We start from the raw sequence: 26,736 nt of genomic DNA, 5'->3' as shown, positions 1-26,736 counted from the left end.
GGGGGGCCCATGAGGCATGTTCATTTTCCTGCGCAAAGAGTGGCCAGGGCGGCCCATGAGTCCCTGGCGCCCGTGCGGCGCCTCGGTGACAAGGCCCGTTGGTACCGTCCGGCCGCGATAGTCGCCGACTTCTTCGGCGCTGCCGTCCCCGTGGGGCTCGTCTTCGACGCGGCCCAGCAGGTCCGGCCCGTCTACTGCGCCCTGGCCGCGGCCGTGGCGTGGACCGGCATCCAGGCGCTGCGCCGCCGGTACGCCACCCGGGCGCTCGGAGAGTCCCGCGGTGTGCTCCCGGTCCTCCACGACTGGCTGATTCTGATCGGCGTGCTGGCCGTGGCACGTGTGGTGACCGAGGAGGACACGCCCCGGCTGTCCGCCCTCGGGGCCCTGCTGCCCGCCCTGCTGATCACCGTCGCCTGCCACAAACTGACCTACCGTCACCTCTCGGCGGCCCGCCGCGAGGCCCAGGCCGTGAGCCGCGTGCTGGTGATAGGGGAGCCCGACGCGGCCGAGGACGTCATCGCGCACCTCGCCGCCCGCACCGACCACCCGTACGTCGTCGTCGGCGTCGTCCCGGTCGGCACCGGACGGCTCGCCAGCGGCGTCCCCGTGGCGGCCCGGCTCGACGCCGACGCGCCCGAGGCCCCCGGAGTCGACTCCGCGCACGTGCTCGGCGCGGTCCTCAGCCACCACGCCGACCTGGTGCTGGTCGCCCCCGGCGTGCGGATCACGGGGGAGCGGCTGCGCCGCGTCGCCTGGGCCCTGCACGACGCGGGCCTGGAGCTGGCCGTCTTCCCCGGGCTGGTGGAGGTCTCGGTCAAGCGGCTGGAGACCCTCTCCGCGGGCGGACTCGCCGTGCTGCGCGTCGCGCCGCCGGTCGGCCGCGGTGTGCAGACCCTGCTCAAGTCGGCCCTCGACCGGGTGGGCGCCGCGGCCGGCCTGCTGCTGCTCTCCCCGTTCCTCCTCGGGATCGTCCTCGCGATCCGCTTCGGCTCGCGAGGTCCGGCCTTCTACCGCCAGCGGCGCATCGGCCGCGACGGGGTCCCCTTCGTCATGTGGAAGTTCCGCACGATGGTGGTGGACGCCGACGCGCGCAAGGCCGAACTGGCCGGGGCCAACGAGAACGACGGCCTGATGTTCAAGATGCGCCGCGACCCCCGGGTCACCCGGGTGGGCCGGCTCCTGCGCCGCACGTCCCTGGACGAGCTGCCGCAGCTCGTCAACGTACTCCTCGGCGACATGTCGCTGGTGGGCCCGCGCCCGCCGCTGCCGGAAGAGGTGGCCCAGTACGACGAGGTCGAGCTGCGCCGGCTGACCGTGCGGCCCGGGATGACGGGGCTCTGGCAGATCAGCGGCAGGTCGGACCTGTCCTGGGACGAGACGATCCAGCTGGACCTGCAGTACGTCGACAACTGGTCCTTCACCAGTGACGTCGACGTGATGGGCCGTACGCTCCGCGCCGTCGTCGACGGTCGCGGAGCCTACTGAGGGGCCGAGGCCGCCTGTGCGATCAGCTCTGCTCGCGCCACCACTTGTACGTGGAGGCGATGCCGTCCCGCAGCGGGATGCCGGGCTTCCAGCCGAGCGAGGTCAGGCGGCCGACGTCCAGCAGCTTGCGCGGCGTTCCGTCCGGCTTGGAGGTGTCCCAGGCGAGCCGGCCCCGGAAGCCGGTCACTTCGGCGACCGTCTCGGCCAGCTCGCGGATGGTCAGGTCCTCACCGCAGCCGATGTTGACGGGCTCGTCGCCGTCGTAGCTCTCCAGCAGGACGGCGCAGGCCGCGGCCAGGTCGTCCACGTGCAGGAACTCCCGCCGCGGGGTACCGGAGCCCCACAGGGTGACCTCCTCGCGGCCCTCGGCTGCGGCCTCGTGGAAGCGCCGGATCAGGGCGGGCAGGACGTGCGAGGTCTCCAGGTCGAAGTTGTCGCCGGGCCCGTAGAGGTTCGTCGGCATGGCCGAGATGTACGAGGCCCCGTACTGCTTGCGGTACGACTGGACCTGGACGATGCCGGCGATCTTCGCGAGGGCGTAGGCCTCGTTGGTCGGCTCCAGCGGGCCGGTCAGCAGGGCGTCCTCGTGGATCGGCTGCGGCGCCAGCTTCGGGTAGATGCAGGACGACCCGAGGAACAGCAGCCGGCCCACGCCGGCGGCGTGGGCGCCGCCGATCACGCTGAGCTGGATCTGCAGGTTCTCCTCGAGGAACTGCACCGGGTACGTGCTGTTGGCCATGATCCCGCCGACCTTGGCGGCGGCCAGCACGACGGCGTCCGGGCGGACGTCCTTCAGGTACGCCCCGGTGGCGGCGGCGTCGCGCAGGTCGAGGTCGGCACGGCCCCGGGTGAGCACCTCGTGGCCGTCGGCGGTGAGCCGGCGGGCGACCGCGGACCCCACGAGGCCGCGGTGGCCCGCGACGAAGACGCGGGCGTTCGGGGGCAGGAGCGGCAGCGAACTTGTCATACCGCCGATGATGCCAGTCCGCTCCCGCGGGGATCGCAGTGGTCCACGGCCGGGGCGCGGGCCCCCGGACCGCCCGGCCCCGGACGGCCGCCCGGCGCCGTCCGGAACCGGGGCCGGGCCGGACCGCGTCCGCTCCGGGCAGGGGTGTCCGCCCCGCCGGGGCGGTCCGGGAGCGGCCGTGTACGGTAACGCAATCCGGCCCCCGGGCCGCGGCCGGGCCGCCCGGTGCGACGCCACACGGCCCGCTCCGCACCCACACCGAGGCAACGCCTCACCACGACACACAGCAACCACCAGCAAGGGGACCCCATGGGCAAGACCGCACTGATCACCGGAGTCACCGGACAGGACGGCTCGTACCTCGCCGAGCTCCTGCTCTCCAAGGGCTACACGGTGCACGGTCTCGTGCGGCGGTCCTCCAGCTTCAACACGGAGCGGGTCGACCACATCTACCAGGACCCGCAGACGGCCAACCGGTCCTTCGTCCTGCACCACGCAGACCTCTCCGACGGCGTCGCCCTGGTGAACCTGCTCCGCGACATACGCCCCGACGAGGTCTACAACCTCGGCGCGCAGTCCCACGTCCGCGTCTCCTTCGACGCCCCGCTCTACACGGGCGACGTGACGGGCCTCGGCGCGCTGCGGCTCCTGGAGGCCATCCGGGCCAGCGGCGTCGACACCCGCATCTACCAGGCCTCGTCCTCCGAGATGTTCGGGTCCACCCCGCCGCCGCAGAACGAGCAGACCCCGTTCCACCCGCGCAGCCCGTACGGCGCCGCGAAGGTCTTCGCGTACTGGACCACGGTGAACTACCGCGAGGCGTACGACATGTTCGCCGTCAACGGGATCCTCTTCAACCACGAGTCCCCGCGCCGCGGTGAGACCTTCGTGACCCGCAAGATCACCCGCGCGGTCGCCCGCATCAAGGCCGGCCTGCAGGACCACCTCTACCTCGGCAACCTCGACGCGGTGCGCGACTGGGGCTACGCCCCCGAGTACGTGGACGCCATGTGGCGGATGCTCCAGCAGGACGAGCCCACCGACTACGTCGTCGCCACCGGTGTGGCCGCGACCGTCCGCGAGTTCGTCGAGTCGTCCTTCTCGCACGCCGGTCTCGACTGGAGCGAGCACGTGCGGTACGACGCCAAGTACGAGCGCCCCAGCGAGGTCGACGCCCTCATCGGCGACGCCTCCAAGGCCCATGACCTGCTCGGCTGGAAGCCGTCGGTCCTGGTGGCCGAATTGGCGCAGATCATGGTCGACGCCGACATCCGCCAGGTTGAGGACCAACTGGCGGGCGTGACGGTCCGTATCGATCGCTGAGGGCTTATATTTCCCCTACGATTTGCCGTGTTCCGGTCATGCAGGCGGTTCTGCGCCAGCATGACCGGGGCAAACGTGCCGTATGTCCCTAGTGCGCCCTCCAAGCTGAACCTTTGATTCCAAGTTGGTATGCAATGGGTCAAGGGAGGTGACCAGGCCCTCGCGTGAGCCCTAGTCTGCGCCAGATACATATGGCTGTTCGGATAGTTCCAGCCATCAAACCGGGCGATTGCCCTGGGGGGCTCATGCGTAGATCCAGAGGGCTGACTGCCGCCCTCGTATTGTCACTGGCCGGTGCGGGCACCGGGATAGGCCTGGTGCTGATGCCCCAGGCGTCCGCCATCACGGCGCCGGTGGCATTCACCGCCGACGAGCTGCCGACCTGGCAGCCCGACGGCATCGTCTGGGCGATGGCCCAGGCCGAAGGCACTGTCTTCGCCGGCGGAACCTTCTCCGCCGTCCGTCCGCCCGAGGGCGTGGCGGGTGCCGAGCGGGAGGCCGTGAACTTCGTCGCGCTCGACGCCGCGACGGGCAACCCCACCTCCTGCAAGCTGGCCTTCACCATCGGCGACGGCACCGCGACGGTGCGCACGCTGGTCGTCTCGAAGGACAAGAAGACCCTCTACGCGGGCGGCTACTTCGGAGCCGTCAACGGCACCCCGGTCTCCAGCCTCGCGGCCATCGACATCGCGACCTGCACCCCCAAGGCAGCGTTCCACCCGGGCTTCCCCGCCACCGTGCGCGGACTCGCGGTCACGGACGACACCCTGTACGCGGCGGGCGACTTCACCACCGTCGAGGGCCAGACCCGCGAGCGGTTCGCCGCCGTGGACGCGTCCACCGGTGCGCTCAAGCCCTTCGTCGCCAACGTCGACGAGCCGGGCCGGGCGGTAGAGGTCACCCCCGACGGCAAGAACGTGCTGCTCGGCGGCGACTTCTTCACGGTCAACAACGCCAACAGCCACGCGCTGGCCGTTGTGGACGCCACCTCCGGCGCCGTGAAGAAGACCTACACCAACATCCCGTCGAACTCGGTCGTCAAGGACATCTCCACCGACGACACCGGCTTCTACGCGGGCAACGAGGGCTCCGGCGGCGGTGTCTTCGACGGCCGCATCGGCCTGCGCCTGAGCGACTTCACCGAGAAGTGGCGCGACCGCTGCCTCGGCGCCACGCAGTTCGTCCTGCCGTACGAGGGCGTCCTCTACAGCTCCTCGCACGCGCACGACTGCTCCACCGAGCAGGAGTTCCCCGACGGCAAGCGGCACTTCCTGCTGGCGCAGCCGACCAACCACGAAGGTGCCGCCCCCGCGCCGGTGGACGGCTTCGTGCGCGGTCCGGCCAAGCTCGGCTGGCACCCCACGGCCAACGACGGTCTCGGCGAGGGCATCGGCCCGCGCGTGATGGCCGTGGCCGAGAAGAACGACGTGAAGTACATGTGGGTCGGCGGTGAGTTCACCCTCATCAACGGCAAGGCCCAGCAGGGTCTGACCCGCTTCGCCTCCACCGGCGACGTCGGCGCCCCGACCACCCCGGTGGCCAGCGCCTCCAGCGTCAAGCCGGGCGAGGCCCAGGTCCGCTGGCGCACCAGCTACGACGCGGACGACAGCAAGCTGACGTACCGCATCTACCGCAACGGCTCGGCCACCCCGGCCGCCACCGTCACCGCCAGCTCGCTGGAGTGGGAGCGCCCGCAGGCCTCCTGGAACGACACCACGGTCAAGGCCGGCCAGTCGTACACCTACCGGGTGACGGCGACCGACGCCGCGGGCAACACCAGCGCCCTGTCGGCCACCACCTCGGTGACCGTCCCGACCTCGGTCCAGTCCTACCCGAACCAGGTCCGCACCGACGGCGCCGACCTGTACTGGCGCTACGACGACTCGGTCAGCCCCTACGTCGCCGACACCTCGGTGTCCGGCAACCGCAGCGGCGTCCAGTTCAACGCCCCCGCCCTGAAGCAGTCGCCCGGCGCCGTCCCCGGCAGCACGGCGATGGGCTTCAACGGGACCAGCCAGCTGGTGCACAGCGACCGCCGTCAGTCGGTCGGCAACACGTTCACCATCGAGACCTGGTTCAAGACCAACACCACGCGCGGCGGCAAGCTGATCGGCTTCGGCAACAACACCACGCGCAGCAGCGGGTCGCACGACCGCCACATCTACATGACGAACACCGGTCGCCTGGTGTTCGGCGTCTACAACGGCTCGGCCCGGACGGTCTCCACCGGCCTGTTCGAGACGTACAACGACAACAAGTGGCACCACGTGGTCGGCACCCAGGGCCCCGGCGGCATCACGCTGTACGTCGACGGCCAGAACAAGGGCTCGCTGAACGCCACCAGCAACAGCACCTACGCGGGCTACTGGCACGCCGGCGGTGACAACCTCTCCGGTTGGCCGACCCGTCCGACGAGCAACTTCTTCGCGGGTCAGCTCGACGAGACCGCCGTGTACCCGACGACGCTCACCCAGGCCCAGGTCAAGAACCACTTCGACCTGGCCAAGGCTCCCACCGACACGGTCTCCACGGTCAAGACGACCGAGGACACCTACATCAACCAGGGCGCCCCGAGCACCGCCTACGGCACCGCCACCTCGCTCGCCGTGCGCGGCAGCGGCTCGCTGTACCAGGCGTACATGCGCTTCGACGTCCCGGCCGCCCCGGCGGGCCAGGTCCTGAAGTCCGCCTCGCTGCAGTTCAAGACCAGCACCCAGGCGAGCGCCGGCACCGTCGACACCGTCTCCGTGGTCCCGGTCACCGGTACCTGGAGCGGCGCGAGCACGTCGTTCAACACCAAGCCGGCCCTCGGCGCCACCCCGCTCGGCAGCATCGCGGGCGTGCCGGACGGTTCGGCCGTGCACAACGTCGAGCTGGACACCGCCGCGGTCACCGCGGTGCTGGGCAGCAGCTACAGCCTGGGCCTGACGAGCAACGGGACCGACCCGCTGTGGCTCTGGGCCTCGGAGTCCACGGCCGCGGAGGGCACTCCGCAGCTGGTCCTCACCTTCGGCGCGAAGTAGTAGTACCGAAGCAACCGCCTGACGGAATGCGGGGCCCGGCTGCGTGGCCGGGCCCCGCATTCCTGCGTACACCCCCTTGAGTACGGGAGCCACCCGATGTACCGACGCTCCGCAGCGGCCGCTGTCCTGCTCGCTGCCGCACTGACGCTGACCGCCTGCAGTTCGGGCGGGGACGACTCCGACGCCCAGGCGAAGGCGAAGCCCCCGGCCTCGTCGGCGGCCCCCGACCCGGCGGACACCCCGGACCCGGCGGCGTCGCCCGCCGCCGACGCGAAGCCGACCGGCCCGGTCCTCCCCGACGCCAAGCTCACCCCGAAGACGGGCAGCTTCACGGCGGAGGAGAAGAAGTACCTGAGCGGGCGCGTCCCGGAGAAGATGGACCCGGCGGCCGTCCTGCAGACCGGCCAGGAGGCCTGTCAGCGGGTGGCCCGCACGGCCAAGCGCGACAAGGACGCGGCGACCGGCGCCATCATCACCGGGGAGATCCCGGGCGCCAAGGACGCGATCACGCACCTGTGCCCGGACCAGAAGCCGATCCTCGCCGCGGCGGAGAAGGGCTTCCCCGAGGGATCCCGCAAGTCTCCCGCCGCGGGCAGCTACCGGGCGCTGACCCAGGCCACGAACTGCACCTGGGAGGCCAAGGGCAAGGACGGCTCCGTCCTCGCCTCGGGCCCCGAGACGCCGCCCAAGGCCGGTGACAAGATCACGGCCACGATCCCGTCGGGCGCCGCGGAGTTCAACTCCTCCGGCTGCTACGCCTGGATCCCCGCGTAACACCACAGCAGTCGCGAAAACGCCCTCCGGGGCCGGTACTTCCGGCCGGAGGGCGTTTTCGTGCCCGATACCCGGGTACCCGCGCCGTCACAGTCACCCGACGGAAGGCGGACCCATGGGCATCGGCGGATGCATAGGCCTGATCGTGGTGGGCGCCATCCTCACCTTCGCCAGCGACTGGGAGATGGAGAGCGTCAACCTCGACCTGGTCGGTCTGATCATGATGGCGGTGGGCGGGATCGGCCTCGCCGTGTACACCAGCATCTACAAGCGGCGCCGGACCGCGGGCGCGATCCCGGTGGTGGAGGAACACCGCCGGGACGTCATCTGACCCGGCGGCCCCGCCTCACCGGCGCAGCGCGGCCCCGTACACCGGCAGCAGCGTGTCGATGACGGCGTCCATGGAGAAGGACCCGTCGGCCAGCTTGCGGGCGGCGAGGGAGGCCTCGCCGCCCGCTCGGGGGTCCAGCAGTTCCAGGACCGCCGCGGCCACACCCGCCGGACCGGGGTCGACCGCGCGGCCCGCCCCCGCCGCCGCGATGTCGCGCGCCAGCCCGTTGGAGTGCGTCACGACCGGGGGGACACCCACCGCGAGGGCCTCCAGAACGGACATCGGGAACGGCTCGTCCACCGAGGGCAGGACGTAGACGTGGGCCCGGCGCAGTTCCGCCAGGACCTGCTCGCTGGACAGCGCTCCGGGGACGGTGAACCGGTCCGTCAGGCCCAGCGCCCCGATCCGGGCGCGTACGGCCGCCAGTTCGCCCTCGTCCGGGCCCGCGACCACGAAGTGCGCGTCCGGGTGCTCGGCGAGGACCGCCGGGGCCGCGTCCACGAAGTCCACCGGCCGCTTACGGGCCTGCAGGCGCGCGGAGTACAGGATGCGCGGCGGTCCCTCCGGGGCGGGCCGCTCCTCCTGCGCCGGGGTCCCGTTGATCAGCCGGACCGTGTTCGCCAGCGGTGCGCCGACCACCGCGTCCAGGCCCTCCCGCTCGTGCGGGGTCAGGTACAGCACCGCGTCCGCGCCGCGCAGCAGCCGGCGCACCGCCACCGCGTCCAGCACCTTCGCCAGGAGCTTCCCGCTCGGGTCCACCATGCCGTGGGTCTGGAGCACCAGCGGCTTGCCCGCGCGCAGCGCCGCCAGCGCCACCGGCAGGGTCACCAGGTCGCGCGCCAGGTGGACGTGCACCACGTCGGCGTCCCGCACCAGGCGCCCGGCCGAGGCCAGCAGCGCCGGCGAGGTCATCCCGCTGAAGCCGAGGGGGAGCAGCCGGCGGGCCGGGAACAGCTTCGCCGGCACGCCCTCCACGGAGGTGGGCCACTCCTCGAAGCCCTCGCCCAGCGCGAGCAGCCGGGCCTCGTGGCCGCGGGCCCGCAGCCCCTTCGCCAGGTTCAGCGCGACCCGCACCGGCCCGCCGAAGGCGTGCGAGGGGGAGTGCAGGGTGACGGCGTGCAGGACTCTCATCGCGGCACTCACTTGGGCTCCTCCACCGGGCGGCGCCGCCCGTCCTGGGTCTGCAGGGTCAGTTCCGGCAGGTCCTTGTGCACGACGGCCCCGGCGCCCGCGACGGCGCACCGGCCGACGGTCACCCCGGCCAGCACGGTCGCCCGTACCGCCACCCAGGCGCCGTCCTCGACGGTGATCGGCGCGTTGCGGTAGCGGAAGTCGGCGGCCCGGTGGTCGTGCGAGCCGGTGCACAGCATCGCCTCCTGCGAGAGGCACACGTGCGAACCGATGGTCACCGGCTCCAGGTTCAGCACCCAGACGCCCTCGCCGATCCAGGCGTGGTCGCCGACGGTGAGCTTCCACGGCCACAGCACGCGGACCTTGTGCCGGATCAGCACGCCCTCGCCGATCTTCGCCCCGAAGGCCCGCAGCAGCGCCACCCGCAGCCGGGCCGGACAGAACCAGGCCATGAAGACCGTGTTCATCACGGCGAACCAGAGCGCCTGCGTCAGCAGTCCGCGCCCCTTGTCGTACCCGGCCAGCGTGAAGGAAGGAAGATCACGCAACAGAAGCCCCCATCGTGCTCTCGGCCACGGCCTCCCCGGGCGCGGCCCGCTCAGACTAGACTGCGCGCGGACCAGGCACATCGGGTGGGGGCGGCAGTGACGACGGACATACGCAAGCCCTCCGCAGCGCCCGCCAAGCCGGTCGTCCCGTCCCCCTTCGAGGACGAGAGCATGTGGGGCCGGGAAACCCTCCCGCGGACCCTGCTCTCGCGGGCGCTGTCCGTACCGCTCGCGCTCGGATTCACCGTCTTCCTCCCGCTGTTCGTCGCCGTCCAGACGGGCGCCGGCGCGCGCGACGCGGCCTTCTGGCTCCAGCTGCTGCTCACCATGTACGCGGGTGCCCGGCTCTCCGCGATGGTGCTCACCAGCCGCCGCAAACTGCTCCAGGGCTCCTTCTGGCTCTTCGTCTACATGGCCATGGGCGTGGCCCCGCTCGCGCAGGCCGTCCTCGGCCAGGTCCCGACGCCGGTCGTCGGCCCGCGCTCGGACCTCACCGTCGCCATCGGGCTGGTGCTGCTGGGCTGCACCGCCTTCGACGTCGGCGTGCTGCTGGCCCGCCACCGGCCGGCCGGGCGCGCGGGCGGCTCCCAGAAGGAGTCGAGGCCCGTCATGGCGCACCGGCGCCGGCTCCAGCTCCTGACGGTCCTGTCGTTCCTGTGCAGCGCCGTCTTCATCATGAAGCTGGGCGGTCCGGCGGTCTTCTTCTCCAGCCGCCAGGAGATCATCGCCGGCATCGAGGAGGCGGGCGTCTCCAACGGCGACGGCCAGGCCGGCCAGGCCCTGCTGCGCGGCTTCGGCACGGTGCCGGCCCTGCTCGCCCTGCTCCTGTACACGCGCTGGCTGATCACCTCGAAGTTCGCCCGCCGCAAGGTGTCGATCATCGTCACGTGGGCGGCGCTCGCCGGCCTCAACCTGATCGTCAACAACCCCATCTCGAACCCGCGCTACTGGTTCCTGACGGTCATGTTCGCCCTGCTCTTCACCGTCTTCCCGGTGAGCGCGGCGATGTACCGCGTGGCGCTGTCGATGGCAGTGGTCGTCGCCCTCCTGATCTTCCCGTTCGCGGACCGCTTCCGGTACGACGAGAAGAACTACCGGCCGGTCGAGACCACGTCCTTCCTGGAGCCGATGGCCCTCAAGGACTACGACCAGATCGGCATGTTCGCGAACACCATCACCTTCTCGGAGTCGGGCCCCGGGCACTTCTACGGCCGCCAGCTGGCCGGGTCGATCTTCTTCGCGGTGCCCCGCTCGGTCTGGGAGGGCAAACCGCGGGACACGGGCGTGATGGTCGGCCAGTGGATGGGCACGGTCAACACCAACCTCTCCTCCCCGATCTGGGCGGAGCTCTGGCTCGACTTCGGGCCGCTGGGGATGGGCGCGGGCCTGCTGGGCATGGGCTACGCCTCGGCCCGCATCGACCGGCGCTATGCGAAGCGAGCCACGCGGAGGGCGCCGCCGGGCAGCCTGATCTCGGTGGTCGTCCCGCTGGTCGCGGGCTACTCCTTCATCCTGCTGCGCGGACCGCTGCTGCAGGCGTCGGGACGCGTCGCGATCGCGGCCCTCTGCCTGGCGCTGGTCGCGACCTACCGCACGGACAAGTCCACCACCCTCCGCTGACGCGGCCCTTGCCGGGGCTCCGCCCCAGACCACGCGCCTCAATCGCCGGCGGGGCTGGGTATTTCAGCCTCGCCGGCGATTGAGGCGCGGGGTCTGGGCAGCGCCCGGGAAACGGAGAAAGGGCGGGGCGGGGAGAAGGCCCCGCGCAGCGGATCAGGCCGCGGAGGCCGGCAGGGGCTCGCTGTCCTGCCGGGCACCGGCAACCGGCAGCCGGGCCACGCGCCACCAGGCGGCCAGGGCCTTCAGGGCCGAGCCGGCCGCCAAGGCCCAGGCGGCGCCCGCCACGCCCCACACCGCGTAGCCGCCGAGCAGCAGTCCCACGGACAGCAGTGAGAAGACCACCTGCAGGGACAGCGTGGCCTTCGGGGCGAGGACCCGCAGGGTCAGCAGCGCGCAGGTGCCGAGGCCCATCACGGCGTACTGCGCACCCGTGGCCGGCAGCAGCGCGGACGCCGCCTCCCAGGTGTCGCCCAGGAGTTCCCGGCCCAGCCGGTCCGGCAGCAGGTACAGGGCGGTCGCCCAGCCCGCGCCGACCGCGGCCAGCACCAGGCCCAGCGCGGCCGTGGCCCGTACGGTGGCGCGCTTGCCGCCGAGGCGGCCGAGCATCGGCGGCCCGAAGGCGTTCGCCGAGTTGAACAGCACGTTCAGCGGCCCGAAGAGGGTGGTCGCACCCCGCAGCGCACCGACGGCCAGCGGTGTCGCGAAGACGCCGAGACCCAGTACGGCGAGCTGGCTGGAGCCGTTGCCCACCGCGAACTCGACCACGAAGCGCTGCCCCAGGTGCCCCCGCCGCAGGTACGGCCGCAGGTCCGCGCGGGAGCCGCGTACGTACGGCCGCAGCAGCCACAGGCCCACCGCCAGTGCGGGCAGTGCGGACAGGCCCCACACCAGCACCAGCCGCCCCGCCGAGGCCCCTTCGGGCTGCACGGCCAGCGCGGCGACCACGCACACCAGCCGCAGCGCGTCCGCGGCCAGGGCGCGCTCGGGGGCGCGCAGCGCGGAGAAGCAGTAGCGCAGCCCGTCCTGGAGGAGCACCAGCGGCAGGACGAGGCCCAGCGCGAGGAAGGCCCGTCCGGTGGCCCCGGGCAGGGCGAGGCCCACCACCGCGAGCAGGACGCCCGCGGCGGCCGACGCGGCCCCGGTGAAGCCGGCGGCCGACCGGCAGGCGGCGCCGAGCCCTTCGCCCTTCTGCAGGACGAGGCTCTGGCCGACGTAGGCCATGTTCAGCCCGAGGAGCACGCTGAAGGCCACGTAGACCATCGAGAAGTCGGCGAAGGCGGAGGCCGACGACAGCCGGGCGGCCAGCACCAGCACCAGGATGTTGGTGGCGCTGGAGGCCGCCTGGTCCAGGACCGAGGCGACGGCGGCGAGGCCGCGTCGGCTCATCTGCGGCCCATGCGCACGGTGCGCAGCGCGACGGTGTCGGTGCCGTCACCGGGGATGTGCTGCTCGGGCTCCGCCACCTCGTACGGGATCGGCTGGGGCTGCGGTGCGGCCTTGCCCGACTTCGCGGGGGCCGCCGGGGCTGCGGCGGGCGTCCCGCCCTTGCTGCCCTTGCCCTTGCCGCGCTTCTCGCCGGGCAGCGGTGCGTGGAGCACCGCGCCGAGCACCGTGCCGCCGGCGCCGCTGATGAGTTCGCGGATCCGGATGAGGTCGGTGCGGTGGATGGCGCGCGGGTCGCAGACGACCAGGACGCCGTCGACGCGGTCGACGAGGGCGAGGGCGTCGGCGTAGGAGAGCACGGGCGGTGCCAGCACGACGACGGTGGAGTTGGGGGCGTCGGCCTCGGAGATCAGCCGGGTGGCGCGGGCGGAGGTCAGCGCGCGCGGGACGTTGCGCGCCCGGTCGCCGGGGATGAGGTCGAAGGAGCCGGACTCCCCGGCGTCCACGACGAGCTGGCGGCCGTCGGGCCACTCGGAGTCGGCGTGGCGCCCGGGCGCGGGCGAGCCTCCCTGGCCCTGGCTCCAGCGGGGCCGGCCGCCCGCGTCGGTCGGCAGCTGGCTGGCCAGCACCGGGGTGCGCAGGTCGGCCTCGATGAGCAGGACGTCCTTGCCGGTCTCCGCGAAGGAGGCGGCCATGTTCACGGCCACCGCGGCCGCGGTCTCGCTGCTGCCGCGCGGCGCGACGACGAGGAGCCGGCGCCGGTCGGCGAAGCGGGAGTCGTAGGCGAGGCGGAAGGCGACCGAGCGGTACTCCTCGGCGAGCCGGGGGTCGGCCTCGCCGGCGGCCAGCAGCGGTCCGCCGCCCGTCCGGTCCCGCGGCAGGTAGCCCAGGACGGGGGCGCGCAGGGCGCGGGCCACGTCGCCCTCGGAGCGCGGCGCCGGGTCGAAGACCAGCCGGACCCAGGCGGCCAGCAGGCCGAGCGCGAGGCCGACGGCCGCGCCGAGTGCGAGGGACATGAGGATGCCGGGGCCGTCGGTCGCGGTGGGCGCGGTCGCGGCGCTGGTGACCCGTCCCGGGGTCATGTCCAGGGCCTCAAGCTTGGTGATCTTGGTGTTGTAGCTGCCGACCTCGCTCTGCAGGTCGGTCTTGGCGGAGCTGGCCGCGTCGCGTCCGGCGCCGGCGGGCATCCGGGCGATCTCCTTGGACGTCTCGTCGAGCTGCTTGGCGATCGGGTCGCGCTGCTCCTTGTAGCCCTTGACCATCTTGTCGCGGGTGGCGTCGAGGGACTCCTGCCGCTTGAGCAGGTAGGCCTCGGTCATCGCGTTGGCGCGCTTGGCGGCCTCCTTGGGGGAGTCCGCGGTGTAGGTGAAGCGCAGCACCATGGTCTGCGGCGGGTTGGTCACCTGGAGGCCGGCGCGCAGGGCGGCGAAGTCCTTGGCGGACACCCCGAGCTTCTTCGCCGCCTCGTTGGCGATGGAGGAGCTGAGCGCGACCTGGCGCTCGGAGCCGATGTTGATCGCCTTGTCGGGGGCGAGGCTCGGGTTGAACGGGTCGTCGGTGGGCGCGCGCAGCACCACGTCGGCGGTGGCGACGTAGGTGTCGGCGGTGGATATGCCGAGGTAGACGCCGCCCAGCAGGCCGACGGCGATGCCCGCGCCGATCAGCCTGCGGTAGCGCAGGAGCTGCCGGAACTGGTCCCTGAGGAGGTCGGGTTCGTCGTCGGCCGGTGCCGCTGCCGGGCGGTTCGTCTCGATCACGGCCGGGTTCCCCCAAGTGCTTCGTCTATCAGTGCGTCGATGCGGGCCAGGCCCGCTTCACGGCTCAGGTGGGCCGCCACGTGGCGGGGCCCGGCCGCTCCCAGTGCGTCCGCGCCCTCGGGGTCCTCCGCGAGGGCCCGTACGGCCTTCAGCAGGGCCTCGGGGTCCTCCGGCGGTACGAGCACCCCTGCGCCCGAGCGCTCCACCTCCTGGGCGGTCCCGCCCTCCGCCGCCACGGAGGCGACGACGGGCCGGCCGGTCTGGAAGTAGGAGGTGAGCTTCGACGGGACGCTCATGTCCAGCACGGCGGCGTGCTGTGTGACCGCGAGAACGTCCGCCGCCGCGAGGATATCCGGGAACTCGCCGTCAGCGGCAGGGGGGATGATGTCCAGATTCGGCACGTCCGCGGAGAGGTCCGCGAGCGCGGACCGCTGACTGCCGTCGCCCATCAGGACGAAACGGACCTTCGGGTCCAGGCGGGCGGCGCCCACGAGGACTTCGAGCCCCTGCTTGAGGCCCATGTTCCCGGAGTGCAGGACGACGGTCTCGCCGGGGCTCCAGCCCAGGTGGCGACGGGTCTCGCCGCGCGGCTTGGTGGGCTTGGGCACGTGGGACCAGTTGGGGACGAGGCGGATCCGGCCGGGGTCCACGCCCATGCCGACGACCCGCTCCACGAAGGTCTCGTGGATGACGCCGACGAGGGTGGCCCGCTTGAGGGCGTACGCCTCGGCGCGGCCGGCGATCGCGGCCGCCTTGTCGCCGCCGCTGATCCCGCTCTGCGCCGCGGCGGCGCCCATCAGGTCCTGGACGACCGGGACGTAGGGGACCTTCCAGCGGGCCGCGAGCCGGGCGGCGAGCACGCCGCCGGCCAGGCTGGGCATCTGGGCGAGGACCGCGTCCGGCCTGGGCATCCGCGGCGGGGCCACGGCGCCGTGGAGCAGAATCGATCCTTCGAACAGGGCCCGCTTCACGGCGGTCTGGCGGGGCGGCACGGTGTGCGCGCGCCGGTGCACGGTGACCCCCGCGCGCTGTTCCGTGCGCTGGAGCGCCCCCTTGTACTCCGGCTCGAGCGACCACGCGGGATAGTGCGGCATGCCGGCGAGGACGTGCGTCTCGTGGCCGAGATCCGCCCAGTGCTCCGCGATCTGCGTCGCGTACGGGCCGATACCCGCGTGCTCCGGAGCGTAATTGGTGGAAACCAGCAGCATGCGCCGCTGACCGGATCTCGACACCGTGCGTCCCCTCTTCCCCTGGATGATGCGCACGTCACCCTATTCGTTCACCCGCGTGCTGCGGAACGTGCACGCTATTGTCTGCTAATCCGCTGCACCGGGGGGTGTGGCCGCTGGGGATGAAGAGATGACGGAGCGGCACATGTCCGACATTGGAGCGCCTGCGCGCCGACCGTATCGAGTCGGTTACGCGCCGGGTGCCTACGATCTATTTCATATCGGACATTTGAATATTCTTCGGCATGCCCGGAGCCAGTGCGACTACCTGGTCGCCGGAGTGGTCTCCGACGAGATGGCCGAACTCGCCAAGGGTCGCCGCCCGATGATCCCGCTCGTCGAGCGCCTGGAGATCGTGCGCAGCGTCAAGTACGTCGACGCCGCCTTCGTCGAGACGGTCCCGGACAAGGTGGAGACCTGGAAGCAGGTCCGCTTCGACGTGATCTTCAAGGGCGACGACTGGCGGGGCACTGCCAAGGGCGACAAGCTGGAGAAGGACTTCGCCGCCCACGGCGTCGACGTCGTCTACTTCCCCTACACCGTCCACACCTCCAGCACCCAGCTGCGCCGGGCGCTGGACGCGCTCGCGGAACCGGCCGCCGCGCCGGGGCAGGTCACCGGCGAACGGCGCTGAGCTCCCGGAACCACTTGGCGAGGAAGGCCAGCAGGAACAGCGCGGCCACCGCGCCCAGTCCGGCGTACGCCCAGGCGAACAGCTCTCCGCCGCCGAGCAGCAGGAACACCAGGCAGAAGACCCCGTAGTCCACGGGCAGCAGCGCCACCGCGCGCAGGGTCGACGGCGCGGCGGCGGGGCTTCCCGGCGCCGGCCGGGGCTTCAGCTTCTCGGTCAGCAGTCCGCCGAAGAAGGTGACGACGGCGGCGAACTGGAAGCCGAGCGGCACCAGCAGCCAGCCGTCGGCCGTCGTTCCGTACTGCTCGGGGAACCGGTAGAAGGCGATCAGCACGCACGAGTGCAGCGCCGTGAGCTTCGCGGCGTCCACGACGTGGTCCAGCCACTCACCGGCCGCGCTGCCGCCGCCGCGCAGCCGGGCCAGCTGCCCGTCGGCCGAGTCGAAGGCGAAGCCGACCGCGAGCGCGGCCCATACGGCGATCCCCAGCGCCCAGGAGGGTCCGGTCAGCGCGACCGCGGCCACCGCGGCGAAGCTGAAGGCGGCGCTGATCAGCGTCACCTGGTTCGGGGTGAGCCCGAGCGCGTACGAACCGGCGGCCAGGTAGCGCCCGGTGGGCCGGTTGACGAAGCGCGAGTAGAGCGACACGCCCTTCGCCGACTTCTGCGCCCCGCGCAGTTCCCCCAGCGCGGTACCGACTCTGCCCATGCAGGGGCTCCCCTCAGCGACGATGTCGAACACATCATCGCAGCACAGATGAGCGAGTCGGTTCCGGATGTCTGCGGACGTCCGGAAGGAGCAGTACGGACAGGTTCGCGGCGGCGCTGAGGACGGCCGCGACCAGCAGGGGAGCCGTGGTCCCGACGGCGGCGGCCAGCGGGGCGGCCACCGCCAGTCCCAGCGGGCGCGCGGCGAACGAGATGAGGGTGTCGAAGGATCCGACCCGGCCCAGGGTCTCCAGCGGGATGCGGCGCTGCATCTCCGTCTCCCACAGCGGGCTCAGCACGCCCAGGCCGAACATGGCGCAGCCGAACGCGGCCGCGGTGGCCGGGAGCGGCAGGCGCAGCGCGAAGGCGGTGAGCGGCAGTGCCTGGGCGGCGGCCCCGAAGGCCACGCCGACCAGCGGCCGGCGCAGCGGCAGCCGCCCGGCCGTCCACACGCCGGCGAGCATGCCGACGGTGCCGACCTGGGCGATCACCACCCACGATCCCTCGCCGCCCAGGCTCTCCATGGCGATCACCGGGCCCAGGGTCAGGAGCAGTCCGGCCGCCAGGTGCCAGACCCCGTGGGCCAGCACGTTGGTGAGGAACCACGGGTGGCGCCGGGTCTCGGCCCAGCCCGCGCGCAGTTCGGTGCCGAAGGCCGCGCGCGGCGCGGTCCGCGGGGCCTGGGTGGTGCGCAGGCCGCCGAGGGTGAGCGCGGAGAGGGCGAAGAGCGCCGCGGTGAGCAGCGAGGCCCAGCCGCCGCCGACGGTCAGCGCCAGCGAGCCGGCGGCCGCCGGGGCCGCGACGTTCGCGAGCCCGGTGGCCACCCCGAGCCGGGTGTTGACGCGCAGCCGCCCGTCCTCAGGAACCGCGGCCGCGACGAGCGTGCGTACGGCGGGCGTACCGAAGGCCACCGCGGCTCCCGTCGCGGCGGCGAGCAGGGCCAGCTCCGGGATCCGGCCTTCGAGCCCGGTCAGGAGCAGGACGCCGGTCGCCAGTTGGGCGCCGGCCCGGACGAGGTCCGCGACGAGCACCACCCGCCGGGCCGGGAAGCGGTCGGCGGCCACCCCGGCGAGGGGCAGCAGGAGCAGCATGGGCAGCAGCTCGCTGGCGAGTACGAGGCCCAGGTCGCCGGAGGAGCCGGCCCGCAGGAGGGCCAGCGTGAGGGTGGTGGGGACGAGCGCGGAGGCGAAGGCGGCGAAGGTGCGGCCGACGAGCAGCCGCCGTATCGGCGTGATCATGCGCGGACAGTATTTCGCCGACGAATAATTCGTCAACGAAATACCGGCCCCGGGTTCGGCGGAGGAAGGGACATAATGCGGGCATGGGCAGAGAGGCGGCCGGGGGCCGGGCGCGACACGCGGTGGGCGGGCCCGCCGGGGCGGAGGCGGGAACGGACGCCCGGCCGGGGGCCGGGACGGCCCGCCGGACGGGAGCGGCCTCCCCCGTCGGCCCGGACGGCCCGCACGGCCCGGCCCCCGCACACGCGGGCACCCGCCCGCCGGAAGCGGAACCCGCCGAGGACTCGGTCGACCGGCACATCGCCCGGTGGACCGGAAAGGTGCCCTTCGACGTGCCCACCGAAGCCGTCATCACCCGCATCCAGCTCCTCGCCAAGCACGTCTCGCACGGCAAGGAGCGGGCGCTCTCCGAGACCGGGCTGCAGGCCTTCGAGTTCGAGACGATGCACCGGCTCGCCTCCCGCGGCGCACCCTGGCGGGCCCCCTCCGCCGAACTCGCCGCCGAACTCCTCCTCTCCCCGGCCGGGATGACCGGCCGCCTCGACACCCTGGAGAAGTCCGGCCTCGTCCGGCGGCTGCGCGCCGCCGCCGACCGCCGCCGGGTCGACGTCGAGCTCACCGAGGAGGGGCACCGGCGGTGGACCGAGGCCATGCGCTGGCGCAGCATCGCCGAGGCCGAGATGATCGAGCCCCTCGACGACGCCGAACGCGCCGCGCTCGCCGCCCTCCTCAAGCGGATGCTCCTGTCGGTCGAGACCCGCTGACCTTCAGCAGGAGCACCGACCGGGCCGGCACGGTCAGGCGCTCCCCGGCGCGGTGCAGGGTGCCGGGGACGGCCGCCTGCTCCTCCAGGGAGGTGTCCAGGACCAGCTCGTACTCCTCCGCCCACGGCGCACCCGGCAGCAGCCACGCCGCCGGCCGGTCACCGGTGTGGAGCAGGACGAGGAAGCTGTCGTCCGTCACCTGCCGGCCCCGCTCGTCACGGCCCGGGATGTCCCGCCCCGACAGGTACATCCCCAGCGCGGCCGCCGGCGCGTACCAGTCCCGCTCCGTCATCTCCGCGCCCGCCGGCGTGAACCAGGCCAGGTCCCGCAGGCCGTCCGCCCCCTGGGGCCGGCCCGAGAAGAACGCCCGCCGCCGCAGCACCGGATGGGCGTGGCGCAGCGAGATCAGCCGGGCCGCCAGCGCGAACAGCGACTGCCACGCCGGATCCTCCAGCAGCGACCAGTCCACCCACCCCGTCTCGTTGTCCTGGCAGTACGCGTTGTTGTTGCCGCCCTGGGTGCGCCCGAACTCGTCGCCGGCCACCAGCATCGGCACCCCGGTCGACAGCAGCAGGGTGGTCAGCAGGTTGCGCAGCTGGCGGCGGCGGAGCACACCGACGCGGGCGTCGTCCGTCTCACCCTCGGCCCCGCAGTTCCACGACCGGTTGTCGTTGGTCCCGTCCCGCCCGGCCTCCCCGTTCGCGTCGTTGTGCTTGCGCTCGTAGGACACCAGGTCCCGCAGGGTGAAACCGTCGTGCGCGGTCACGAAGTTCACCGAGGCGTACGGGCGCCGCCCGCCCCACGCGTACAGGTCGCTCGACCCCGACAGCCGGTAGCCGAGGTCCCGTACGTCGGGCAGCGCGCCCCGCCAGAAGTCCCGGACGGCATCCCGGTAGCGGTCGTTCCACTCCGTCCACAGCGGCGGGAACGCCCCCACCTGGTAGCCGCCCGAACCCACGTCCCACGGCTCGGCGATGAGCTTCACCCGCCGCAGCACCGGATCCTGGGCGATCACCGCCAGGAACGGCGACAGCATGTCCACGTCGTGCATCGAGCGGGCCAGCGCCGCCGCCAGGTCGAAGCGGAAGCCGTCCACCCCCATCTCCGTGACCCAGTAGCGCAGCGAGTCCGTGATGAGCCGCAGCACGTGCGGACGCCCGGCGTGCAGGGTGTTCCCGCAGCCCGTGTAGTCGGCGTACCGGCGCTGGTCGGACTGGAGCCGGTAGTAGCCCCGGTTGTCGAACCCGCGCAGCGACAGCGTGGGACCCAGCTCGCCGGCCTCCGCCGTGTGGTTGTAGACCACGTCGAGGATGACCTCGATCCCGGCCGCGTGCAGCGCCCGGACCATCCGCTTGAACTCCCCGACCTGCTGCCCGGCCGTACCGCTCGACGAGTACCCCGCGTGCGGGGCGAAGTAGCCGACCGAGTTGTAGCCCCAGTAGTTGCGCAGCCCCCTGCGCAGCAGGTGGTCCTCGTGCGCGAACTGGTGCACCGGCAGCAGCTCGACCGCCGTCACGCCCAGCTTCACCAGGTGTTCGACCGCCGCCGGATGGGCGAGCCCCGCGTAGGTGCCGCGCAACTCCTCGGGAACACCCGGATGGCGCATCGTGAAGCCGCGCACGTGCAGCTCGTAGATCACCGAATCGGCCCAGGGCGTCTTCGGCCGGACGTCGTCCGCCCAGTCGTCGTCGTCGTGCACGACCACGCCCTTGGGCAGATACGGCGCGGAGTCCCGGTCGTCGCGCACGGTGTCCGCGATGTACTGCTGCGGCCAGTCCCGCACGTGCCCGTACACCTCCGGCGGCAGGGTGAAGTCCCCGTCGACGGCCCGGGCGTAGGGATCCAGGAGCAGCTTCGCCGGATTGTGCCGGACCCCCGTCCAGGGATCCCAGCGGCCGTGCACCCGGAAGCCGTACCGCTGCCCCGGGCGCACGCCCGGCACGAAACCGTGCCAGATCTCGTGCGTGAGCTCCGTCAGGAGGCAACGGGTCTCGGCCCCGCCCTCGTCGAAGAGGCACACCTCCACCGCCTCCGCGCCCTGCGCCCACACGGCGAAGTTGGTGCCCGCGGTCCCGTCCGGACCGTGGTGGAAGCGGGCCCCCAGGGGATGCGAGGACCCCGGCCACACCGCCGGGGCCGGGCGCGCACGGCCCCGTGGAACCTGCCCCCTGACCTGGCCGTTGGTCCGGCCGTCCGACCGTCCGTTCGACTGATGGCCCAGTGGGCCGCCCGATGGGCCGTCGATGTGCGGTACGGGCGCGGCCTGTCCGCTCCGTACCGCTCCGACGGCGTTGCTGACGGCTTCCACCGCCTCCTGCTCGGCTGCGCTCGACACTGCCCGCCTCCACGGCTCTTCGGTACCTGCGGGGGGAGGGGGAGTGTGTGGCCCCGGCGTCCCGGCCCGGGCCCGCCCCCGTCTGGTCCTTCCCACTGTTCTGCCCGGACTGTTCTGCCCGGAACGTGGCCCGCGCTCACGTTTCCCCCGGAGGGCCCGGTCGTTGGAGGGAACGTGACACTTCTGACGAGGCGGGCAGGGGCGGGCTTGGCCGCCGTGGCGGTGTGGGCGGGCCTGCTGGGCGGGTTGGCCGGCTGCACCCAGGACGGCAAATCGCCCGTCGAGATCCAGCTCCCCGGCAGAGTCCGCTCGCCGGACGAGGCCATCCGCATCACCCCCGACGACAACGCCAAGGACGTACCGGCCGACGGGCGGCTGACGGTCACCGTCCCCGAGGGGCGGCTGGAGCGGGTCAAGGTGACCAAGGTCGAGGACGCACAGCAGGAGGAGGTCCCCGGCGCCATCGCCGCCGACGGTCTCAGCTGGAGCCCCACACCGCAGGCCGGCCGGCTCGCCCTCGCCGCCAAGTACACGGTGGACGCCGTCGCCCTCGACGGGCACAACCGCCGCCAGGCCCGCCGCACCACCTTCACCACCTACGTCCCCGAGGAACGGTTCATCGGCTACTTCAAGCCGGAGAACCGCTCCACCGTCGGCACCGGCATGATCGTCTCCTTCAAGTTCAGCCGGGCCGTCGAACGGCGCGCCGAGGTGGAGCGCGCCATCAAGGTCACCTCCGACCCGGCCGTGGAGGTCGCCGGCCACTGGTTCGGCAAGGAGCGCCTGGACTTCCGGCCCAAGCAGTACTGGAAGCCCGGGACCAAGGTCACCGTCCAGATGGCCCTGCGCGACGTCGAGGGCGCCCCCGGCTCGTACGGGATCCAGTCCAAGACGATCACCTTCACCGTCGGGCGCTCCCAGATCTCCACCGTGGACGCGGCCGCCCACACCATGGAGGTCCGCCGGGACGGGGAGCTGCTGTCGACCGTGCCGATCAGCGCCGGAGCGCCCAAGACCACCACCTACAACGGGAAGATGGTGGTGATGGAGCTCTTCGACGTCACCCGGATGAACGGCCAGACCGTCGGGTTCGGCGGCGAGTACGACATCCCCGACGTCCCGCACGCCATGCGGCTGACCAACTCCGGGACCTTCCTGCACGGGAACTACTGGTCCAGCCCCGACACCTTCGGCAGCACCAACGTCAGCCACGGCTGCGTGGGCCTGCGCGACGACAAGGGCGGCGGCTCCGACACCCCGGCGGGCTGGTTCTTCGACCGGACCCTGATCGGGGACGTGGTCGAGGTCGTCAACTCGCAGGACAAGACGGTCGCCGCCGACAACGGGCTGGGCGGCTGGAACATGTCCTGGGCGGACTGGGTGGCAGGCTCCGCCATCGCCTGAACGGCGCACGGCCCCCCGCAAGAGTGACTTGTGTGATCGGAATGCCGTAGCCGAGAGTGTCCGCGCCCCGCGCCGCCGACCCCTGCCCCCAGCCTGTCAGGGCACATCGGGTCAGCAGGGAACGGACGGAGCGTCATGTCAGCAAGGAAGTGGACCCTCGGGCTCGCGATCGGCGCCGTGCTGGCCGCCGCGGCGGCCCCCACGGCCGTCGCCGCCGGCCCGGGCGCCGACCGGCCGGTGGCGGCAGCCCGGGCGCCGTTGCCCGACGGGCTGGGTCCGTGCGTCCCGGGCCGCTGCCCGGACCCCTACCCGCCCGTCAACAGCGACGGCATCCTGCGCGGCCGCGACAACGGGATCAACATCTTCGCCGGCGGCGACTTCCGGGTCCGGGGACGGGCCTCCGAGGCCGAGGGCCGCCTCGTCGTCCTCGGCGACTTCGACCAGGACAAGCTGGCGGGCGGCGACAGCCGCTACAACGTCGGGATCGTCGGTGCCGGATCGCTCGTCCCGCCGCCCGCCGGCGCCGACTTCCTCACCACCGGCGGGGACGTCACCGTCGCCCAGGACGAACGCCTCCTCGCCGACGGCGGAACGGTCCGCCACGCGGGCGCCCTCACCGGCGTGGTGACCGGCCGCCTGGCCCCCGACCCGGCCGCCGCCACCCCGTACGCCGGACTGCGCGGCCGGCTCAGCGCCGCCAGCCAGTGCTACGCCCGCGTCGACGGGCAGCCGCGCCCGGCCACCGGCACGGTCGTCAACCGGGGCTACGAGACCGTCCTCACCGGCGACGGCACCTCCGCGCTCCAGGTCTTCAACGTGAACGCGGACATGGTCGGCAACGGCGGCGGCGCGCAGGGCATCCGCTTCGACCGCATCCCGGCCACGGCCACCGTCCTGGTGAACGTGCTGGGAGCCACCCGCACGATCAACACCTACAGCGGCGGCCTCTCGGACACCGACCCGCTCAACGCCTACCGCGACCGGCTGCTGTGGAACTTCCCGGACGCCACCACCGTGAACCTGACCGGCGGCGGACAGTTCCAGGGCAGCTTCCTGATGGGGCAGCAGAGCTCCGAGACCACGATCACCCTGCCCGGCATCAACGGCCGCTTCTTCACCACCGGCTCCGTCACCCACGGCAGCGCGACCGTCGGGGGCGGCGGCCAGGAGTTCCACGCCTACCCCTTCAACGGCGACCTGCCCGACTGCGGCGGCCCGGCCCCGGTGACCGGCGCGGTCTCCGTCCTCAAGCGGGACGCGGAGACGGGCGCGGCGCTGGCGGGCGCGCAGTTCGAGCTGTGGCGGGAGACGAACGGCACGGCGGGCCTCCAGCCCACCGGCCCGGGCGCCGACACCCTCGTCACCGGGTGCACCACACCGGCGAGCGGCCTGTGCCAGGAGACCACCACGCCCGGCACGTACTACTGGCGCGAGACCCAGGCGCCCCCCGGGTACGAGCTGCCGGCCCAGCCGGTCCGCGAACTGACCCTGACGGCCGAGAACGCGCAGACCGGCGTCCGGTACGAGGCGGACAACCGGCGCAGCCCGGAGCCGCCGGACGGCGCCCGGGTGGTGCTGCGCAAGACGGACCGGGCGACGGGCCGGCCGCTGCCCGGAGCCCGGTTCGAGCTGTGGCGGGAGACCAACGGCAGCGCCGGGCTCCAGCCCGTCACCCCGGGTGGTGACACCCGCCTGGACGGCGCCTGCGTGACCGACGCCCGGGGCACATGCACCGTGGAGCTGCCGGTCGGCCAGACGTACTACTGGCGGGAGACCGCGGCCCCGGCCGGATACGAACCGCCGGCGGACCCGGTCACGCGCTTCGACCTGACCGAGGGCGACGTGACGGACGGCATCGTCGTCGCCGTCCCGAACACCAGCAGCGAGCGGTACGAGGGCTCCGTCCGGGTCCTGAAGCAGGACGCCAAGACCGGGCGGCCGCTGCGCGGCGCCGTGTTCGAGGTGTGGCAGGAGACCAACGGCACCGCCGGCCTCCAGACCCGCGGCATCAACGCCGACCGCAGGGCGGCGGACGGCTGCGCCACGGACCGCCGCGGGACCTGCGACTTCGGCCCCCTCCCCGAGGGCTGGTACTACCTCGTCGAGACGGCCGTGCCCGAGGGCTACGCCCTGCCCGCGGACCCGGTGACCGGGCCGCTGAGGCTGGACGGCACCACCCCGGACCGGCGGCTCGTGGTCACGCTCCAGAACCAGCGCGACGGCCACGGCAAGGGCAAGGGGAACCACGGCAAGGGCAACGGCAAGGGCAACGGCAAGGGCAACGGCAAGGGCAACGGCAAGGGCGACCACGGCAAGGGTCCCCGGGCCTGACCTCCGGACCTGATCCCCGGATCCGGCCCCCGGCCCCGACGACGGACGGAGCGACATGACAGCCAGGACGACGCGGGTATGGCCCGTCGGTCTCACCGCCGCGGTGGCGCTCGCCGCGGCGGCCCCGGCCCGTGCCGCTCCGCCCGAGGCACCGCCCGCAACAGCCCGGGTGGTGCTGCGCAGCACCGACGCGGACACCGGAACACCCCTGTCCGGGGCCCGGTTCGAGCTGTGGCGCGAGGCCAACGACCGGGCCGGCCTCCAGAGCAGCGGTCAGGACGCCGACGAGCGGCACGGCGCCGTCTGCGTGACCGACGCGAAGGGCATCTGCTCGGTGGAGCTGCCGACCGGCGAGACGTACTACGCGCTCCAGACCGAGGTCCCCGCCGGCTACGAGCGGCCGGAGGAGCCGTTCGCCGACTTCGACCTGGGCGAGGGGGCCGCCCGGGAGGGGACCGTCGTCAACGTCCCGAACCGGCGACGGGACGCTGCGTACGCCGGCGGGATCCGGGTCCGCAAGAGGGACGGGAAGACCGGTGCGCCGTTGCACGGCGTGGTGTTCCAGATCTGGAAGGAGACCAACGGCACCACGGGCCTGCAGACCGCGGGCGTCGACGCCGACCATCGTGCGAGGCCCGGCTGTGCCACCGACGCCGACGGTACGTGCGACTTCGAGGGGCTCGCCGACGGGGCGTACTTCCTGGTCGAGAAGGACGTCCCCGAGGGCTACGTGCTGCCGAGGAATCCGGTGGCGGGCCCCTGGCGGCTGGACGGTGCATCCGGCCGCAGACTCGTCGTCACGGTCTACAACAAGCGTGCCGAGCAGATCCCCACCGTGGGAGGGAACGACGGCCGTCGGGCCCGGACCGTACGCTCCGGTGCGCCGCTGGAGTGACCTCCTCACCCCGGCGGCGCAGCAGCGCGAGCCGTACCGCGGCCCGACGGGTTGGCTGGTCCGTGACCGTCGCGTTCACGGACCGGAGGAGGCCCGGATGGCCGTACATCAGGGGATCGGCCGGGTGGCGCGGATGACCGTATTCGGCGCCCTGCTCGCACTGGCGGGCCCGCTCCCGCCCCCGGCGGTGGCCGCCCCTGCAGAACCGGAGAACGCGTGCGTGGCGGGCACCGGCCCCTACCAGCGGGAGCTGGAGGGCCACCTGGGCCGGCCGGTCGACGGGGTGCAGTCCACCGCGGACTGCCACGCCGTCCGCGCCTTCCAACGCACGAACGGCGTCAGCCCCGCCGACGGCTACCCGGGCGTCGCCACCTACCGCACGATGCTCGTCGTCACGGCCCGTCCCGACCCCAACGCCGCGGGCGAGTGCCCCGAACGCGACCACCGCGTCACGTGTGTGGACCTGGAGCGCCAGCTGCTGTGGGTGCAGAGAGGGGCCAGGATCGTCTTCCCGCCCGTGCCCATCCGCACCGGCCGCGACTACCAGGAGACCCGGCTCGGCTGGCACGAGGTGTACTGGCGCAGCAAGGACCACGTCTCCACGCTGTATGGCACGCCCATGCCCCACGCCCAGTTCTTCGACGGCGGCCAGGCCCTGCACGGTGCCCCCGGCTCCCTCTACGAGGGCGGCGGTTCCGCCGGCTGCGTCAACCTCACCGAACCGGACGCGGAACGCCTCTGGGACCTGCTCGCCGAGGGCGACGACGTCTACGTCTGGGGCACCAAGCCGGGCACCGAGGACTGACCCCGAGAAGCCGTCCCCGCCGATCAGCGGCACTTGGGACGGAACGGTGACAAGACC

General features: G+C 72.8%; 21 protein-coding genes. 12 read left to right on the top strand and 9 right to left on the bottom strand.

All coding sequences use genetic code 11. The features are described from left to right. The first annotated feature begins 9 nt into the window (after window positions 1-9). The gene (locus E6U81_RS26955) at window positions 10-1,485 is read left to right on the top strand and encodes a sugar transferase (protein ID WP_136232661.1); all 1,476 of its coding nucleotides are present in this window, start codon (window positions 10-12) and stop codon (window positions 1,483-1,485) included. Between the two features lie 22 nt (window positions 1,486-1,507). Here the strand turns inward: E6U81_RS26955 and E6U81_RS26950 are convergent, their stop codons facing one another. After that, entirely contained in the window at window positions 1,508-2,452 is a 945-nt protein-coding gene (locus E6U81_RS26950) for a GDP-L-fucose synthase (RefSeq protein ID WP_136232660.1), read from the bottom strand. Window positions 2,453-2,761: 309 nt separating this feature from the next. Between E6U81_RS26950 and gmd the strand changes: the two genes are divergently transcribed. The 4 genes from gmd to E6U81_RS26930 all read left to right on the top strand — a co-directional run bounded on the left by gmd (window position 2,762) and on the right by E6U81_RS26930 (window position 7,903). After that, window positions 2,762-3,775: a GDP-mannose 4,6-dehydratase gene (gene gmd / locus E6U81_RS26945; protein ID WP_136232659.1), complete on the top strand. Its 1,014-nt coding sequence runs from the start codon at window positions 2,762-2,764 to the stop codon at window positions 3,773-3,775. Between the two features lie 245 nt (window positions 3,776-4,020). Beyond that, complete coding sequence (locus E6U81_RS26940; protein ID WP_168714750.1) at window positions 4,021-6,798, top strand: LamG-like jellyroll fold domain-containing protein; 2,778 nt, start codon at window positions 4,021-4,023, stop codon at window positions 6,796-6,798. A 96-nt stretch (window positions 6,799-6,894) separates the two neighbouring features. Then, the gene (locus tag E6U81_RS26935) at window positions 6,895-7,572 is read left to right on the top strand and encodes a hypothetical protein (protein WP_136232657.1); all 678 of its coding nucleotides are present in this window, start codon (window positions 6,895-6,897) and stop codon (window positions 7,570-7,572) included. Window positions 7,573-7,687: 115 nt separating this feature from the next. Then, on the top strand, window positions 7,688-7,903 hold the full coding sequence (locus tag E6U81_RS26930) for a DUF6458 family protein (protein ID WP_031148400.1): 216 nt from the start codon (window positions 7,688-7,690) through the stop codon (window positions 7,901-7,903). A gap of 15 nt (window positions 7,904-7,918) precedes the next feature. On the opposite strand, the gene E6U81_RS26925 is transcribed toward E6U81_RS26930, so the two are convergent. Together E6U81_RS26925 and E6U81_RS26920 are read right to left on the bottom strand one after the other, a co-directional pair. Continuing rightward, window positions 7,919-9,034 (bottom strand): glycosyltransferase, encoded by a 1,116-nt coding sequence (locus E6U81_RS26925; protein ID WP_136232687.1) that lies wholly within the window; start codon window positions 9,032-9,034, stop codon window positions 7,919-7,921. Window positions 9,035-9,042: 8 nt separating this feature from the next. Next, complete coding sequence (locus tag E6U81_RS26920; protein WP_136232656.1) at window positions 9,043-9,582, bottom strand: WcaF family extracellular polysaccharide biosynthesis acetyltransferase; 540 nt, start codon at window positions 9,580-9,582, stop codon at window positions 9,043-9,045. A gap of 171 nt (window positions 9,583-9,753) precedes the next feature. On the opposite strand from E6U81_RS26920, the gene E6U81_RS26915 reads away from it, so the two are divergent. Beyond that, on the top strand, window positions 9,754-11,202 hold the full coding sequence (locus E6U81_RS26915; protein WP_240804041.1) for a hypothetical protein: 1,449 nt from the start codon (window positions 9,754-9,756) through the stop codon (window positions 11,200-11,202). A 153-nt stretch (window positions 11,203-11,355) separates the two neighbouring features. Here E6U81_RS26915 and E6U81_RS26910 read toward each other — a convergent pair whose 3' ends face one another. From E6U81_RS26910 to E6U81_RS26900, 3 genes are read right to left on the bottom strand one after another with little or no spacing between them, the layout of a single operon-like run. After that, complete coding sequence (locus E6U81_RS26910; protein ID WP_136232655.1) at window positions 11,356-12,588, bottom strand: hypothetical protein; 1,233 nt, start codon at window positions 12,586-12,588, stop codon at window positions 11,356-11,358. Then, the gene (locus E6U81_RS26905; protein ID WP_136232654.1) at window positions 12,585-14,342 is read right to left on the bottom strand and encodes a lipopolysaccharide biosynthesis protein; all 1,758 of its coding nucleotides are present in this window, start codon (window positions 14,340-14,342) and stop codon (window positions 12,585-12,587) included. Before E6U81_RS26905 ends, E6U81_RS26910 begins: the two co-directional genes overlap by 4 nt. Beyond that, a complete protein-coding gene (locus tag E6U81_RS26900) occupies window positions 14,339-15,550 on the bottom strand; it encodes a glycosyltransferase family 4 protein (protein ID WP_136232685.1) in 1,212 nt (403 codons plus the stop codon). Before E6U81_RS26900 ends, E6U81_RS26905 begins: the two co-directional genes overlap by 4 nt. 166 nt (window positions 15,551-15,716) lie before the next feature. Here E6U81_RS26900 and E6U81_RS26895 point away from each other — a divergent pair, with 166 nt between their 5' ends. After that, window positions 15,717-16,205, top strand: a complete 489-nt coding sequence (locus tag E6U81_RS26895; RefSeq protein WP_136232653.1) for an adenylyltransferase/cytidyltransferase family protein — start codon at window positions 15,717-15,719, stop codon at window positions 16,203-16,205. On the opposite strand, the gene E6U81_RS26890 is transcribed toward E6U81_RS26895, so the two are convergent. Together E6U81_RS26890 and E6U81_RS26885 are read right to left on the bottom strand one after the other, a co-directional pair. Then, on the bottom strand, window positions 16,186-16,908 hold the full coding sequence (locus E6U81_RS26890; protein ID WP_031148419.1) for a CDP-alcohol phosphatidyltransferase family protein: 723 nt from the start codon (window positions 16,906-16,908) through the stop codon (window positions 16,186-16,188). The two genes, E6U81_RS26895 and E6U81_RS26890, sit on opposite strands and share 20 nt — an antisense overlap. 34 nt (window positions 16,909-16,942) lie before the next feature. Beyond that, window positions 16,943-18,145, bottom strand: a complete 1,203-nt coding sequence (locus tag E6U81_RS26885; RefSeq protein WP_136232652.1) for an MFS transporter — start codon at window positions 18,143-18,145, stop codon at window positions 16,943-16,945. 83 nt (window positions 18,146-18,228) lie between these two features. Here E6U81_RS26885 and E6U81_RS26880 point away from each other — a divergent pair, with 83 nt between their 5' ends. Further along, window positions 18,229-18,909: a MarR family winged helix-turn-helix transcriptional regulator gene (locus E6U81_RS26880; RefSeq protein WP_136232651.1), complete on the top strand. Its 681-nt coding sequence runs from the start codon at window positions 18,229-18,231 to the stop codon at window positions 18,907-18,909. On the opposite strand, the gene glgX is transcribed toward E6U81_RS26880, so the two are convergent. Then, on the bottom strand, window positions 18,875-21,037 hold the full coding sequence (glgX, locus tag E6U81_RS26875; RefSeq protein WP_136232684.1) for a glycogen debranching protein GlgX: 2,163 nt from the start codon (window positions 21,035-21,037) through the stop codon (window positions 18,875-18,877). The genes E6U81_RS26880 and glgX overlap by 35 nt on opposite strands. A 381-nt stretch (window positions 21,038-21,418) precedes the next feature. Here glgX and E6U81_RS26870 point away from each other — a divergent pair, with 381 nt between their 5' ends. From E6U81_RS26870 to E6U81_RS26855, 4 genes are all read left to right on the top strand, one after another. Next, window positions 21,419-22,648 (top strand): Ig-like domain-containing protein, encoded by a 1,230-nt coding sequence (locus E6U81_RS26870; protein WP_136232650.1) that lies wholly within the window; start codon window positions 21,419-21,421, stop codon window positions 22,646-22,648. Window positions 22,649-22,783: 135 nt separating this feature from the next. Next, window positions 22,784-24,979 carry a choice-of-anchor A family protein gene (locus tag E6U81_RS41240; RefSeq protein WP_168714749.1) on the top strand — a complete coding sequence of 732 codons (2,196 nt, stop codon included), beginning with the start codon at window positions 22,784-22,786 and terminating at the stop codon, window positions 24,977-24,979. A gap of 55 nt (window positions 24,980-25,034) precedes the next feature. Next, window positions 25,035-25,874, top strand: coding sequence for a SpaA isopeptide-forming pilin-related protein (locus E6U81_RS26860; RefSeq protein ID WP_136232649.1), 840 nt, complete (start codon window positions 25,035-25,037; stop codon window positions 25,872-25,874). Between the two features lie 133 nt (window positions 25,875-26,007). Further along, window positions 26,008-26,679 (top strand): L,D-transpeptidase family protein, encoded by a 672-nt coding sequence (locus E6U81_RS26855; RefSeq protein WP_136232683.1) that lies wholly within the window; start codon window positions 26,008-26,010, stop codon window positions 26,677-26,679. The last annotated feature ends 57 nt before the right edge of the window (window positions 26,680-26,736 follow it).

Origin of the sequence: Streptomyces sp. A0592 (assembly GCF_004795115.1) — a bacterium.
Taxonomy (GTDB): Bacteria; Actinomycetota; Actinomycetes; order Streptomycetales; family Streptomycetaceae; genus Streptomyces; species Streptomyces erythrochromogenes.
The sequence above is the reverse complement of the archived record's forward strand: the minus strand, read 5'-3'. Positions and strand labels throughout refer to the sequence as shown.

Excerpts from the sequence above, each read along its gene's own strand:
- E6U81_RS26955 (WP_136232661.1), top strand. The coding sequence starts at position 10 with ATGAGGCATGTTCATTTTCCTGCGCAAAGAGTGGCCAGGGCGGCCCAT.
- E6U81_RS26950 (WP_136232660.1), bottom strand. The coding sequence starts at position 2,452 with ATGACAAGTTCGCTGCCGCTCCTGCCCCCGAACGCCCGCGTCTTCGTC.
- gmd (WP_136232659.1), top strand. The coding sequence starts at position 2,762 with ATGGGCAAGACCGCACTGATCACCGGAGTCACCGGACAGGACGGCTCG.
- E6U81_RS26940 (WP_168714750.1), top strand. The coding sequence starts at position 4,021 with ATGCGTAGATCCAGAGGGCTGACTGCCGCCCTCGTATTGTCACTGGCC.
- E6U81_RS26935 (WP_136232657.1), top strand. The coding sequence starts at position 6,895 with ATGTACCGACGCTCCGCAGCGGCCGCTGTCCTGCTCGCTGCCGCACTG.
- E6U81_RS26930 (WP_031148400.1), top strand. The coding sequence starts at position 7,688 with ATGGGCATCGGCGGATGCATAGGCCTGATCGTGGTGGGCGCCATCCTC.
- E6U81_RS26925 (WP_136232687.1), bottom strand. The coding sequence starts at position 9,034 with ATGAGAGTCCTGCACGCCGTCACCCTGCACTCCCCCTCGCACGCCTTC.
- E6U81_RS26915 (WP_240804041.1), top strand. The coding sequence starts at position 9,754 with ATGTGGGGCCGGGAAACCCTCCCGCGGACCCTGCTCTCGCGGGCGCTG.
- E6U81_RS26910 (WP_136232655.1), bottom strand. The coding sequence starts at position 12,588 with ATGAGCCGACGCGGCCTCGCCGCCGTCGCCTCGGTCCTGGACCAGGCG.
- E6U81_RS26900 (WP_136232685.1), bottom strand. The coding sequence starts at position 15,550 with ATGCTGCTGGTTTCCACCAATTACGCTCCGGAGCACGCGGGTATCGGC.
- E6U81_RS26895 (WP_136232653.1), top strand. The coding sequence starts at position 15,717 with ATGTCCGACATTGGAGCGCCTGCGCGCCGACCGTATCGAGTCGGTTAC.
- E6U81_RS26890 (WP_031148419.1), bottom strand. The coding sequence starts at position 16,908 with ATGGGCAGAGTCGGTACCGCGCTGGGGGAACTGCGCGGGGCGCAGAAG.
- E6U81_RS26885 (WP_136232652.1), bottom strand. The coding sequence starts at position 18,145 with ATGATCACGCCGATACGGCGGCTGCTCGTCGGCCGCACCTTCGCCGCC.
- E6U81_RS26880 (WP_136232651.1), top strand. The coding sequence starts at position 18,229 with ATGGGCAGAGAGGCGGCCGGGGGCCGGGCGCGACACGCGGTGGGCGGG.
- E6U81_RS41240 (WP_168714749.1), top strand. The coding sequence starts at position 22,784 with ATGTCAGCAAGGAAGTGGACCCTCGGGCTCGCGATCGGCGCCGTGCTG.
- E6U81_RS26860 (WP_136232649.1), top strand. The coding sequence starts at position 25,035 with ATGACAGCCAGGACGACGCGGGTATGGCCCGTCGGTCTCACCGCCGCG.
- E6U81_RS26855 (WP_136232683.1), top strand. The coding sequence starts at position 26,008 with ATGACCGTATTCGGCGCCCTGCTCGCACTGGCGGGCCCGCTCCCGCCC.